The sequence below is a fragment of the Mucilaginibacter sp. FW306-07-L genome, assembly GCF_058782065.1.
The window spans coordinates 392,021-405,998 of record NZ_JBYSXI010000001.1; the positions used below are offsets into that span (position 1 = coordinate 392,021).

The window sequence follows — 13,978 nt, forward strand, 5'->3', positions numbered from 1 at the left end:
CTCACATAAAATCGACTCAAATATTAATTATCTCAGGTAACGCTTCGGCAGGTTCACTGTTACGCTGCTCGGCCTAAATAACGAGATGATATTCTTGACGGCTGAAAAACGTAGGGTTTAAGAGTGATCGTATTTCAAAGATGTATTAATAAGAATTGAACAACTCATTGGTAACTTGGCAAAGTTCAAGCTGCAAGCAAAAATTTATCACATTACGCTTGAAGGTTGATAGATCCGGATGCTAGCAACTTATAAAAACTTGAAACACCTAGCTGGATTTAGCTTTGGCTTCGATTAAATGATTAGTTGTTAATCGTAATTAAATTGAGATCCACCGATGCAAACTATCATCAGTCGGGTTTAAAACCAATTTTGCTTTCAAGTTCCTTTCTAAAAAATAAAAAGAGGAATCAAGTGTTTGTGTAACATGCCCAAGTTTTTTCGACAGGCCAAAATAGTTAATTATTAACGCAAAGGTAGGTTCGCCTTCTAGTCGGGCATCCCATGTGAGCAATTTTTTCTGCCGGGATTGTAAATATTCGCGGTAAGAAACCCGGCTGATTGAAACTTTCAAGCCCTTGAACTCGTCCAACTCCCGGAGAATAGGTGCAATAAAAGCTATGGTATCTTCATATGCGTTATTTCGCACTTCGGTTACATTGAAAGGCGCGTTCGCCATATCAACCTGCCCTGATCGTAAGACATGGCTAGGTTTTGCATCTAAGGCATATGGCAGTGCTTTCATATCATTACTCACTTTTTTGTCTTTAACCCTAGAGTAAATTTGCGTCGTGGTGATCTTGGTATGCCTCAGCATCTTGCTAACTGTTTCCATTGGTATCCCATTTTCTAAAGTTACTGTTGTAGCAAAGGTATGCCTGGCAGTGTGGGTAGTTAGCTTTTTATTGATGCCACATAATTCCGCTATTTCCTGTAAGTACTCATTCATTTTCTGATTGCTTCGCATGGGCAACAATTTGTTTCTTGTGACACATTTAGGGTGATCTTGGTATTTATCGATGATCGCAATAGCTTTGGGCAGCAATGGTACGTTTGCTTCAATTTTTGACTTGGTGCGTTCTGTAATGATCCAAAGTTCACCGTCTGTTTTACGAACGACGTGCTGGGGCGTCAGTTTACAGGCACCGACAAAGGCATATCCTGTGTAGCAAGAGAATAAATAACAATCAGCAACTTCTTTCAGACGGTCAGTAGTGAAGTTTTTGGATTCAAGAATTTGTAACTCTTCCGCCTCAAGCTCGGTACGGGCAACCTTATGGATAGTGCAGACGAATGCTTCAAATGGATTGTGGGTGATCCATTTATTTTGGCAAGTGATATTGACGATCCGCTTTACCCGTTTGATGTAACTCATCGTTACGTTGTGACTGATATTATCATGTGCTTTTAAATAATGTTCAAAATCAGTTATAAACGAATACTTCAACGCATCAAGGTACATGTCCGGGACTTTGTATTGGTATTTCAGGAATTCAGCGACTTTGACCTTGATGGTCTCATATTTCGTATGCGTCGCCTTGACCACCCCCTTGCCGATCAATTCGTACATCTTTGAGTTATGCTCTTCGACACCTCGAGCAATTTCCGTCGCGCATCAACCTGTTTGTCTTTACCAAGATATTTTGTTTTGATGAGTTCTGCCGAAACAGCCACGTCCGCGTTAATAAGTCTGTCGAAAGTCCGCTCAATTTCTTTTTTGATAACAACTATTTCTGTGTTGATCTTTTTTGACGAAGCGCTTCCATCCATCATCAAACCATAATTCGTACTCCAGTTATTCAATTCAATTCTTAGGTTTGTTGAGATCTCAGCCCGTTTTCCTGAATAGGTAAGTCTGACGTAGAGTGGAACGAGATTATCCGGTGACTTCCTCGCCCTGTTGGCCCATACTAAAACTGATAAATTGCCTGCATTCTTCATTTGTTGCTCCTTTTAAGCCTTTGTAATTGAATTGATTGATACATTTTGGTTCATATTAGATCGATTTTATTCGCTCTAAAACTTTATAAATCAATTAATTAAAAGCCTATTCGGTTAACAAATATAACTGGCCTTCCTTGTTAACCGAGCTGTTAACCGAGGATGGCATTTTAGATGATTTGAAGCGAGTGGTTTTGACATAAAAAAACCGCTTAATTCAACGAATTAAGCGGTTTTGGTGAGTTTTGAAACTCTCTAAGCGGAATGGACGGGACCGTGCCAACTTAATATTTTAACCTTATATTCAACGAGTTGTATCTCTCGAAATCATCTGTTAACCGAGATGTTAACCGAATAATTTGCTCTGTATTAATTTGATTTATACTATAACCAAGTTAAAAAATTATATTGAGAAAAATGAAATTATTTTAGCCAGTGTGGTAAACAATGAGATTATTTTAATTCACGTATAAATTCGATCCTGCTCCCCGCTACCTCGTTCATTTAGGGGGAAGCGGCGAAATGTCCAACATTTTGAGGATTTTCAGGCTATCGAGGATGCACAAATCATCCTCAAAAGTGCCTGTAGTAAACGTTCAGTTGTATAGGTACCTTTCTTACATCAATTGCTCTTTCTTAGCATAAGAAAACCATTTTAATAATGCATTATGTTTTGGACCATTCTGCTCGAACCACGTGAAGACATCCTCATTGAATACATAATCTCCGTACTCATTATTACCCATAAACTCATCATAAAAATCATTGTTGGAAATCCCTTCAAGTATGGCGAGCGCGTAGATTCTTGCGCATGGCTGATCATATGGATTGCTATTGAGTAAATTTAAATAAATATTTAAAGCCTGGTCTAACAATAATTGATCGTTCTGACCCTTATGCCAAAGTTGATCTGCATTCCGAAGAAATATTCGGATAAGTGTTCGATTTTCCATATCTCCCCAAGACATTTCATCTGGCCATTTTCTCTCCCTACCTAAAACCATCTTAAAGGCCTTATCACATGCTTTCTTAAATATTGCATCTGCAGACCTCCCGCGGCGATTAAGTAAATAAATCTCCTCAAGCCAAATGTAAGGCTCTAAATAACGTGGGGATTTTTTTACAAATCCTTTCAACTGCTCGATGACATTAGAAATATCTTCATCCCCTATATTATGAGTTTCAAAATCGTACCTTTCGGATAACTCATAAAATGCGTTCCAAGTAGATCGCTCTTCACTTAAGTCATGGTAGTAAACTTTTCTTTCCATTACGCAAAAATAACTTTACATCAATTATTTTCCACTATATGCCAACTGATGTTTTAGATTTTTTGCCTGAAGAGTCTATGGGAAAATATATGAATTGCCGAAACAACCGTTGGGCTGTTTATAACATTCTTGGCCCTCAAATTTTTATCGGCATAAAAGAGGAAATACCGTAAATATGGTATGTCCTTAAGTAGCCCTTACTGAACATTTCTCGAACTATTTCTTGGCTGACTTGCGCGAATAGGGATTTGATTACTTGCTTCCTAACTATCAATGATAATAAATAGTTATCTTTTATTGATTGAGCATATAACTTTTTGGAACGCTGTAGATTGAAAAAATATGTTCAACTAAATCTTTTATGGTTAATGTGGTGCAGGATGGTAGCTTAGTAATAAAATACACCAAATGACAAGCAAACTTGAAGGGATAGCCCAAAGCACCCAAGTGATCAAGCACAATCTGCCACGTTGTTTGTTAAGTTCTTCATCAACCACAGTAAATTTGTCTTGAAATTTAGCGATGTTATGCAGAGAGAAAGTTTCCTTATACGCAGCAACATTGGCGGCTGTGAAATTAAGTGAACTGTATTGGTTATTAAGGAACACCTGTATAAGTATAGCGAAAATAAATAAGCTGACGACGGCAATCAGATTCTTCACCGAGCTTAGATCCTCAAAATCAAAGGCAGCAAAAACCAAAACAAATGCTGTGGGAATTGTAACTAATTTTGTCTGCGAATCGTTGATAACGCCTTGTATCTTTTGCGTAAACTCCAACGCTTTAGAGTCGAGTTCGATTTTGAGCTTATTGTAAGAAAAATCACGCAGGTAATATTGGTAAGCATTTTGGCATTTATCTGTGAAGTCGGCAACCGTTCTCAGGAGTGTTCCAAATCTCTCGAGTTCAGTGACAGGCGATAAATAATCAATTAATTCATTTACAAAAATTAGTTTCTTTTCTGTATTAGTATCTTCAAAAACGCCGATCACTAAGTTGATCTGATCATAATCAACAACACTAAGTGCGTCAACCTGGCCTGAACTGTATCTCAACGGAATTAGCAGCGCTTTATCATCATTTGTAATCAGCGCATAATCAAGATCAACATCTGTATAACTATGCTTCGCAATTTGAATTATGGCGTCGATCAAACGAATTGTTAATTCAAATTTGCCGAAAAAGGCAGCAATTAATTCATCGCTAAAATGTCTCAAATCAGCTACCCAAAACAAATCTGAAGGGTATTTATAGCGGTTTTTTTGGATTAGATCATCCTTCGTCTGGTAGTAACCAATCTTGTTTAATCCAGATATAGATAGTTCCAAATCAACTGTGTTGCCAAGTTTATTCTCGTAATTGGTGTTTTCAATAATATCTCGATCATTCAAAAAATCGATGACTTTCTCCATGTCGCTATCTACTAAGACACCACTTGCAAATACCGTCCCATCTTGAAATGTAGTACCAGCACTTAAAATAAGCTTTACGACTTCCCTCAACATGACAACTACTTGATCTGATCAGCAAGTTCTTGAGGTATGCGCTTGAATGTCAGCTCATTTTTTGAATTATTATAGAATATTTCCTTACCAATAAGGGCCGTATCAAATTCAATGTTGTATTTATCTCCCTTATAAATAACATATTTGATCTTTTTTAAGACGCCACATATTATTCATTTCCTTCTGGTAAGTCGGGTTACTATAAAATCAGGAATGAAAAAAGTGAAAATGCTCCGCTTTATTACAGAGCCGCCCGGACTTTATACCTTAATAGAACCTGTTTCAAGGGTATGTGGCGTCATAACCTACAGGGGGATTTTAATGTTGGCTACGGTGGAGAGGAACGCCGATGGGTAATTTCACACGAGAATATAATCGATCTTTCTAAACTTTTAAGAAAATCAGACATTATTTCCGGTGATTTTCATAAGACCTTAAACAGTGTTAGGGCTGGTGACTTCATTTTTCTCGATCCTCCCTACAAGCCAGGTGAAAAAGAAATGGATCACGCGCACTACATTAACGGACGTTTTACTTTCGCCGAGCAGGAACGACTGGCCGCGAAATTGAAACAAGTATCTGCTGACAGCGATGTCAAATGGCTAATGACCAATTCAGCCCACCCAGATATCCGCAATCTCTACGATGGATTCAAAATCCGGACGATACCTAAAGGTACCAGTAACGTGGTTGGCGTTTTTTCTAATAACTCAAATGAAGTTTTGATATCAAATTATTAGGAATGGAAGGATTTTTTGAACAAGCCGGCAATCTTGGAAACCCGTTACGTGATCTGATAGAATTTCTGAAAAAGGAAAAGCAATACGAAGTAGCAAAAGCATATGACTTATTAAGGTTCGTAGGTTATGTGCTTGATATTGGTTACGACAAGATTAAAATCACGACCACAGATAATTTTAAGGTCAATGTGGGCGGTGTTCCCCGTAATTCTTTGTTAATCATGTGCCCGGATAGTTATGAATATCAAGGCCAATTGCTTTCTCCACATTTTACGATCCTGCGCGTATTGGACGCGGCACCTACACCACTTTCGAGTGAAGATCAGCAGACTTTTTTTGAACTTCATAAGCGTTCTATGCCTGAACTCGATGTGTTTACGGAAAATCAGTTGCAATGGGGGGCGCTGATGACGGAAGTGCTAGGTATGTTCTACGTTGACCCGGGCGATAATACCAAAATAGAATTTTCAGGCGACCTGAATAATTATGTCAGTGCCCATAAATATAAAATCTACGCACCCGATAATAGTTTACTACATTTGATCAACAATGCGATAGTCCCGCAAACTAATAGATTTCAAATTGGGAAACTAAGGCTCACGGAATCACGCCTGCCATTACCGGGGAAGTCCCAACCGGATGTGAAGATATTTTTATCCACCGATGATTTTCGGGGCTGTCGTACTGCTATGTTCGGTAAAACCCGCTTAGGTAAAAGTAACGTAGTTAAGTTGATTGCGCAAAGCATTATTGAAACTTCTGCTCAAAAAGTAGGGCAGTTGATATTCGATATAAATGGCGAGTACGCTAACGATAATCCCCAGGATAAGAATTTGTCGATAAGAGGAGCCTATCCTAACACGTGTACGGTATACGCCTTAACAAAGAAAGATCAAACGCCCTCTAAGCCGCTTAAAATCAACTTTTATGAGCACCCGGAAAGTTCCCATCGCATTATAAGCACTCTTTTGAGCGAATCTGGAAAAACCTCGATATATATCCAGCGATTTTTGTCAGTGGACATGCCCTCTTTAGCTCAATTAAACGAGATGCAGAGAGGTGAAAAATTACGGGCAACCAGGAAAATTCTGATTTATTGGACAATCTTACATGCTGCTGGCTTTAGTGCAGATGAATCCACTTTGAGCAGTAAGCTTGCCTTTGATATGGGACTTAGCGATGATGTTTGCAAAACCGTATTCGGCGACGATAAGACCAAATGGCCGAAACCAGTTGGTCTGGACTCATTAGCGAAGTATTTAAGACCTGTAATTGAAAAGGACAGACAAAGTAAACTTCAAAGTTCTACAAAAGGTAAAGATTTATTCGATGCAGACGATAATGCCTTATTTGATTTTTTTATCCCGCAATCTGCGGTTGCCGCCGGTCCCGGGATGCTGCAGTCGTTGAGAAAGTATCACGATCATGAGGCCGGCAATTTTGTAAACGAAATATTAGAGGAACTAAACAACGGCCGCACCGTCATTCTTGATTTGGGTAATGCGAATGAGGAAGTTATGAAGTATTTTTCTCGTGAACTTTCTTCTGCCGTATTCAACCGTCAAACAGAAAAATTTACAAATAATAAGCTCGGTGATCACTTTATTCAACTTTATTTTGAGGAGGCTCATAATTTATTTGGATATAACGATAACAGCGATGACACCAAAATTTATCGTCGACTTGCAAAAGAAGGTGCGAAATACCACATCGGAATGGTCTATTCAACGCAATCTCCTTCCACGGTGAACTCGGATTTGCTGGCTCAAACCGAAAACTTTTTCGTGCTTCACTTGGCCTCCACCGATGATGTCAATCGCTTGGCAAAAATCAATGTGGCTTATGAATCGATCAAGGAAGATATTTTGAAAGCGAAAACGGTCGGTTTTGTGAGGATGTTGACCAGATCCCATCGTTTCGTAGTTTCGATGCAAGCCCGCCTGTTTGAGCCCAAAACCACGTAAGCGATGAGTCAGCAGAAGGTATTTTCCGAAAAGAAAAGTAAGTTAGGCCATTTGGAGGTTATCAGCAGTCCCTTGGTAAAGAAACTTTGTGCCAATTTTGAAGATGTCCGATACCCTGAAAATAATTTAAAGGCTAACTGGCAACCGTTGCCCGTTGCGGGAAAACCCCTGAGTATCATTTTTTCGTCCAGTAGTGCTTATAAGGCGATCGAGTCGATGACTCCGCCTTACAAAGCTATCGCCTTCGTTAAATCGGCTTTATTAAGGTTGGATCAATACGCGATCTCTAAACTCGATCAGCGGAACCCTAGCCCTTTCGCTATTCGCGATCTTATGAAGGATTCGGCGTTATTCCATTCGACTGCCTTTCCCTTGCGCCATGTACTTGTGCCTGGGAAAAACCTGCTTAATAGTATTCGCGAAATAATTTTTGAATCCATCAATGATGCAGGATTAAATAATTCGCTGAGTGGTGATATGATGAAAACGCTAAAGTGGATTGCTTATGAAAAATGGACCGGGGACACTGCGAAAGGGCTTACACCTTTTGGTTGTCCGCATTGTGGGGAAAACGTCGCGACATTAAGCTATGACCAAGAAAAAGGGAAATGTTCAAATTGCGCCGAAGAATTGTTGATTACAGATCTTTTTGGTCTGCATTTCAACATCACTCAAGAAGATTACGCTCCTAATCAAGTGGCCACGGATTATATGGCCGTCTGCGAAACACTGATGATTTTCTCACCGATTCGTTATTTCTGGGAAAATAACAAAGCCAATTTAAGCAGCAGCTTGATGATCAAGGAAGGCCCCCTCTCTTTACGCGCTACTTTGTCTAAACTAAAAGCTCCAATACAACGTTTCTTCTCTTTTGCAAAAGAAAATGGCTATGAAGTAGCTATGATCGGATATGAAAAATCAGGGGTGTTTTATGATCATTTCAGCATAATTTCTGATGCTGCCCCCGAAGGTTCTGTTTTCATACCGGATAGCGAATATATCAAAAACGAAGTATTCCACACGAATACCGATAGTGTTTATGGCGAGTACACGAATTATGGTGCCAAGGTTTTTATTAAATTTGATGACTTCCATAAGTTGCTGCTTAATATCCCGACGGGAGAAACGTACGAAAGTGTGCTTTCGCCAGCAGTGGATAAGTTGATTGCGATCAATAACATCATTGCTACTTTGCCTAAAATTCTAAGTAATAAATACGCCGGTGCCTTATTGCCTATGGAGTTGGCACAGGGCATTGCTTCATTGTCTACCTACCCATCAGCAAAAGCTTTAGAACTATTCTCACAACGACATTCCTAAGAAGATGATCAGACATTACCGTTCGGCGCCGCCTGTGTCTTTTGCTTCAGAATCCATATATGGGTTAAAAAGCATTGTTAATGATTTTTACAAAAGGGAAACGTCAGAGCGCAGGCAGGATAATTTCAGATTTCCCGAATTACCTTCGGAGTGTAAAGTTTCATTGCAAGAGGAATTCGAGCAAAAGTGTGTTTACTGTGAATCAAAGCTTGGCTCATTCTCACCATCTGCGGCTGACAATTTTAGACCGCAACGTGGTGCACGCGGTTTAAACAGGGATTTTTACGATGACCACTATTGGTGGCTCGCTTACGAATGGGATAACCTTAATTTGGCATGTTCTGAGTGTAGTTTTCAAAAAGGAACGTGGTTCCCGATCACGGGCATACGTGCTCAGCCGCATACGTTTGGTATCGACCTATTGAAGGAAAACCCGTCTATAATAGATCCCTGTTATGACGAACCACAAGAACACCTTTACTTTAATGATGATGGCAAAGTACTTGCCTGCAGCAAGCGTGGAGAAATCACCATAGAAATTTTGAAGTTGAACCGGGAAAACCTGGTAAAAGCCCGCAAAGGAGCGCTCAAATTATACCGGGCAGATTTTGACTTACTTCGCACTGCATCACTGATCTATAAGCATGCTCCCAATAAAAGCGTTGTTGAACAAGTACCACAAGAACGTTGCCTGGCGGTTTTTAAGACGAATTGCGGACTGGAGTTTGCCGGCCTAAAACGGTATTTCTTTTTTAAATGGTCGGCTGAAGATGTAAATATAGGTCGCTACGTTATTCGTTTTCTTAGAGATAATAAAGGTCTGAAAACGCAACTAGAGTTCCCGCTAGATAATGCGCGTAGTTTTAGAAAATATACCGCGAGCATCTCAAAACCTACAGAAACAATCGACAGTGAAAATTCGGCGTTGTTCAGTCAACTGGATAGCGTCGAACGTATTCAGATCAAAAATTTCAAAGGGATTAAAAGAATAGACCTTCTTTTTAAATCTCATCAAAATGAGCGCGCGGGTTGGTTACTTTTTCTTGGCGAAAACGGTTTAGGCAAAAGCTCAATTCTTCAAGCCATCGCTCTTGCCTTGGCGGGTAATGAATATTGTAAGCGTTGGAATATCAGCCCAACTTCCTTTTTAAATCACTACAGTGAAAGTGGTTATGTTAAGATAAAATTAGTTGGCAAGAGGGACGTTGTGAGCCTGCGTTTTGACGCTCATTCTTTTCGGTACTCAGAAACAAATTTCGGCAACTATTTATTAGCTTATGGCTCTACCAGGCTTATGCAGCAGGGGAAGCTTCAACCAGAAATCGCTGAAGGGCAGGCCCGAATTCAAAATCTCTTCGATCCCACGATAGCGTTAAATGATGCAACAGGCTGGTTACATCAATTACCGCCTGAAAGATTTGAGTATATGGCCCGCAGTTTAAAAAAAGCCCTGCTCTTGCGAAATGAGGATGTGATCGAACAGAGCGCCACTGCTAATGAAATATTGATTACCCACAATGGATCGATCAGCACACTCGATAAAATGAGTGATGGTTACAAGAGTGTTATTGCTTTGGTTGTAGATATCATGCAAATTCTCGAACGGGATGGTGCTACGATGGAAGAAGCGCAAGGCGTTGTGCTTGTTGATGAATTGGAGACCCATCTACACCCTAGATGGAAAATGCGAATCGTTGAACAGTTGCGCGATATCTTTCCAAGGGTACAATTCATTGTTACTAGCCACGATCCACTTTGTCTGAGGGGCTTAAAGCAGGATGAAACAATCGTTTTGAAAAGAGACGAGGATACCAAAGAGATTTTATACCTCAATGATCTTCCATCGCCCGAAGGTTTTAGAGTTGATCAATTGCTGACCTCCGAGTTTTTTGGGCTTTTCAGTACGAACGATCCTGCCACTGAGGTGTTATTTGATCAATATTATAAATTGCTAGCTAAAGAAAAACTGACAGAAGAAGAAAACAATACCCTAAAGATACTCACCTTGAAACTTAAGGAGCTGAAGCACTTTGGAAACACATTGCGGGAAGACATGATGTATAGAGTAATAGACGCGCTATTAGCAAAAGCTTATGATAGCGAAAGAATAATCGACCGGTCAAATCTTAGTGATGCAATTATCGAGAACGTAAAACGTATTTGGGAGGATGCTGGAATAATTTAAGCTATGATTTATATTGACCGAACTCAGGTATCCGTGCCCGCTTCTCTAAAACAAAAAGGAGGTTCTGCTAGGAAAGAAACCGTTCGGGCAATTATATTTTATAAAAGCGCGCTTAATGCGAGTCAGCCATTTAATTACGCCGCATACAAAGCTAAAGACGTTAAAAAGCAAATTAAAAAGCTCTTCAACGGCAAATGCGCCTATTGCGAGGCGCGCCTAGTTACGGTAACAACCGGCGATATCGAGCATTTCAGGCCTAAAGGAGGGATTGGTCCCGATGGAAATGTTATTAAACCAGGTTATTATTGGCTAGCCGCAAAATGGGAAAACTTATTGCTGTCATGCCCAAACTGTAACCGGAAAAACACGTTTGAATTAGCCGGTGTAGGAAACCGCGTTACGGGAAAAATGAATCAATTTCCTTTAGCTGATGATCAAAATCGACTAACTAACCCAACATGTAATTTTGCTGCAGAAGAAAAGGTTCGCTATCTCATAGACCCATGTGCAGAAGACCCCATGGTATTTCTTTATTTTAAACCTAATGGCATTATTAAATCAAAAAAAATTAAAGGCACTTCAAATCAAAAAGGCATTCATACAATTGATATTTGCGCGCTGCAACGCAAAGATTTGGTGGAAGATCGGGCACTTTTAATTACGAAGATCAAATCCCAAATGCGGACTGTCCAAAACTGTATTACTTTACAAAACTCCATCGGAATCGGGGTCAATCCGCTTGTAGACGATATGCTCCAGCAAGAGTTAGTGAAATTAAAAGCTTTTTTAAGTCCTAAAGAACCGTTCTTAGGTGTCGCCCGGCAGTTCATAAAACCATTCCTATTCAGGGTTACAGGGATCCGGATTTAATTGATATTTCAAATCTTTTCTTCATTATCCAATTTAAAATTATTGTCCGTGCTAGTTGCCTAACTGATTGGATACGCTCAATAATGACCGGATCATCTTCGGCTATGGAGTCCATTTCACCATGCAAGTTTCACATGATAATAATTGATATCGTTAAAGTGTCAAACTATACATCCTCTCCTTTTAATAAAGGATAACTTAACATTATCGTTAGGTGAAGTAAGCGAAGCAAGCAAGCCATGTTTAGGGCAGCCCAAAACGTCTTGCCGGGGTACCCGGACCCGATATACCTCACTTCGTTCCGCATATCAAAACTGTACAATACTATTCAAACCGCTTTTTAGCTTGTAACAAATGGGCTGCCTGTTACGCTTAATTATTGCAGCGATGTTGTTGGTAATGTCGCAGCGATAGCATCAAGTGAATATGGCAAGACCAAAGGTACCCGACGAGAACAAACGAGCATATAAGATAACTATCCGGCTAAACAGCCGGGAACGGCTTCGCATTGAGGAGGCGTCCAAAAATTGCGGCATATCTACCTACCGGCTTGTACGTGATAAATTATTAAAAGGCAAATTTCCCGAACCGAAGATTGCAAAAACAGATATCGGAGTTTACATCGAACTGAAGCGGATCGGGAACAATATCAACCAGCTTGCGAAACACGCCAATTCTGGAAAGTTTCCGCTGGACGTACGATCATCGCTATTGCAGCTCCGTGAGCAGCAGCAACTCATCTTAAAACTTCTACTGTATGATAGCGAGCCAAAAGATCGGTAGGAGCTTCATGGGGGCTTTTCGATATAATGAAAAGAAAGCGCTTGACCCGGATATAAGCAAGCGGGCGATACTGCTGGACAGTAATTTTACGGCTATTGATCATTGGGGAATTAAGCAGGAAGTGGAAATGGTCAGAAGCCTGCGGCCGTCGGTTAATCGTTATGTTTACCATACCAGCCTGAATTTTCATAAAGATGACCGACTTGACAACGAAACGCTATTGACGATCGCGCACGAATACCTGTTAGCAAACGGCTTCGACGATAACCAGTATATGATCTACCGCCATTTTGATGCTGATCACCCACACTTACACCTGTTAGTTAATCGCGTTCGCTTCGATGGCAGCGTTGTTTCAGATAGCAATAACTACCGGAAAAGTGAGGCAATAATCAGGAAGCTGGAAGAACAATATAACCTGATAACGGTAGAATCAGCGCATCGTGTAACCAATGAGCGGCATAGCAATAACCTCAAAAATTTGCATAACTCTACAACAAGCAATCACAGTAACACGCGGACTGGGCATCGCGATAATCATATAACTATTGAACCCAACAGACACCTAACAACGGACGGCAATAACGTTGAAACAATAGACCGGATTAACAAGCTACCTCTCGAAAAAAGCAACTTAACAGCGAAGCGCGCACCGACCAAGGATGAGCTGGAAATGATAAACCGAACGGGCCAGGCTTCTGAAAAGCTTTTACTCCAGGAGAAGCTATCACTTTTACTGCCATCCCACCGCGTCAGCATACAGAAGTTTATCGAGCGTTGCGAGCGGCATGGCATTTCTTTACTTTTTAACCAGGCATCGACAGGCAGGGTAAGCGGCATTACCTATTTCCACAATGATTTCAAGATACGCGGACAGGCATTAGGTAACCGCTTCAAATGGAACGAGATATTAAAACACATCGACTATGAACAAAGCAGAGACGGCGCGACGATTAGCGCAGCAAACGATAGGACAAGAGGAAAATACGAACAGTGGAAACCCGCAGCAACCGTTGGCAATGGACACCGCATTGAAGGACTTCCTACAAACGATAAAGGAACTGACCGAAAAGACGGCTATCAACCAGCCGTTTTTGCGGCAGATCATACAGCGGCAGGAATCGATAGAATGGGAATTGAAAAAAAGCAAAGCCAATCACCGGGTGCTGATTTACTTCATAGTGCTGACAGCCATCCTGAATCTGATAGGCTGGATACTGCTTTGAACATCAGTATTAGCGACGATGTGGATGATGAAGCAATTTATGGAAGAGATCGGCATAGGCAGAAGAAGGCAAGAATGAACAGACGGTAAGTTCCATAAATTTTACCAGTTGGCTTAATTGAAAAACTAAGTAATTTAAAATACTTTATTCAATCTTCTATTTAAAATATATAT

At 40.4% G+C, this 13,978-nt stretch carries 12 protein-coding genes and 1 pseudogene; 8 read left to right on the forward strand and 5 right to left on the reverse strand.

Annotated elements, in window-relative coordinates; genetic code table 11:
* Window positions 1-319: 319 nt before the first annotated feature.
* From AC3WJC_RS01700 to AC3WJC_RS01710, 3 genes are all read right to left on the reverse strand, one after another.
* On the reverse strand, window positions 320-1,570 hold the full coding sequence (locus tag AC3WJC_RS01700) for a site-specific integrase (RefSeq protein WP_492397339.1): 1,251 nt from the start codon (window positions 1,568-1,570) through the stop codon (window positions 320-322).
* Window positions 1,558-1,941 (reverse strand): Arm DNA-binding domain-containing protein, encoded by a 384-nt coding sequence (locus AC3WJC_RS01705; RefSeq protein ID WP_492397340.1) that lies wholly within the window; start codon window positions 1,939-1,941, stop codon window positions 1,558-1,560. The genes AC3WJC_RS01700 and AC3WJC_RS01705 overlap by 13 nt, the downstream gene beginning before the upstream one ends.
* Window positions 1,942-2,558: 617 nt before the next feature.
* A complete protein-coding gene (locus AC3WJC_RS01710) occupies window positions 2,559-3,212 on the reverse strand; it encodes a hypothetical protein (protein WP_492397341.1) in 654 nt (217 codons plus the stop codon).
* Between the two features lie 38 nt (window positions 3,213-3,250).
* Here AC3WJC_RS01710 and AC3WJC_RS01715 point away from each other — a divergent pair, with 38 nt between their 5' ends.
* Entirely contained in the window at window positions 3,251-3,385 is a 135-nt protein-coding gene (locus AC3WJC_RS01715) for a hypothetical protein (RefSeq protein WP_492397342.1), read from the forward strand.
* Window positions 3,386-3,577: 192 nt separating this feature from the next.
* Here AC3WJC_RS01715 and AC3WJC_RS01720 read toward each other — a convergent pair whose 3' ends face one another.
* Entirely contained in the window at window positions 3,578-4,717 is a 1,140-nt protein-coding gene (locus AC3WJC_RS01720) for a hypothetical protein (protein WP_492397343.1), read from the reverse strand.
* A 5-nt stretch (window positions 4,718-4,722) separates the two neighbouring features.
* The gene (locus AC3WJC_RS01725; protein WP_492398979.1) at window positions 4,723-4,890 is read right to left on the reverse strand and encodes a nucleoid-associated protein; all 168 of its coding nucleotides are present in this window, start codon (window positions 4,888-4,890) and stop codon (window positions 4,723-4,725) included.
* A 24-nt stretch (window positions 4,891-4,914) separates the two neighbouring features.
* Between AC3WJC_RS01725 and AC3WJC_RS01730 the strand changes: the two are divergent.
* The 7 genes and pseudogenes from AC3WJC_RS01730 to AC3WJC_RS01760 form a co-directional block, all read left to right on the forward strand.
* Window positions 4,915-5,457, forward strand: a pseudogene (locus tag AC3WJC_RS01730) (DNA adenine methylase); the annotation flags it as partial.
* A gap of 2 nt (window positions 5,458-5,459) precedes the next feature.
* On the forward strand, window positions 5,460-7,421 hold the full coding sequence (locus AC3WJC_RS01735) for an ATP-binding protein (RefSeq protein ID WP_492397344.1): 1,962 nt from the start codon (window positions 5,460-5,462) through the stop codon (window positions 7,419-7,421).
* Window positions 7,422-7,424: 3 nt separating this feature from the next.
* The gene (locus AC3WJC_RS01740) at window positions 7,425-8,741 is read left to right on the forward strand and encodes a hypothetical protein (protein WP_492397345.1); all 1,317 of its coding nucleotides are present in this window, start codon (window positions 7,425-7,427) and stop codon (window positions 8,739-8,741) included.
* Between the two features lie 4 nt (window positions 8,742-8,745).
* The gene (locus AC3WJC_RS01745; RefSeq protein ID WP_492397346.1) at window positions 8,746-10,926 is read left to right on the forward strand and encodes an AAA family ATPase; all 2,181 of its coding nucleotides are present in this window, start codon (window positions 8,746-8,748) and stop codon (window positions 10,924-10,926) included.
* Between the two features lie 3 nt (window positions 10,927-10,929).
* On the forward strand, window positions 10,930-11,796 hold the full coding sequence (locus AC3WJC_RS01750) for a retron system putative HNH endonuclease (RefSeq protein WP_492397347.1): 867 nt from the start codon (window positions 10,930-10,932) through the stop codon (window positions 11,794-11,796).
* Between the two features lie 426 nt (window positions 11,797-12,222).
* Window positions 12,223-12,579 carry a MobC family plasmid mobilization relaxosome protein gene (locus AC3WJC_RS01755; protein ID WP_492397348.1) on the forward strand — a complete coding sequence of 119 codons (357 nt, stop codon included), beginning with the start codon at window positions 12,223-12,225 and terminating at the stop codon, window positions 12,577-12,579.
* Entirely contained in the window at window positions 12,554-13,894 is a 1,341-nt protein-coding gene (locus AC3WJC_RS01760; protein ID WP_492397349.1) for a relaxase/mobilization nuclease domain-containing protein, read from the forward strand. The genes AC3WJC_RS01755 and AC3WJC_RS01760 overlap by 26 nt, the downstream gene beginning before the upstream one ends.
* Window positions 13,895-13,978: the final 84 nt, after the last annotated feature.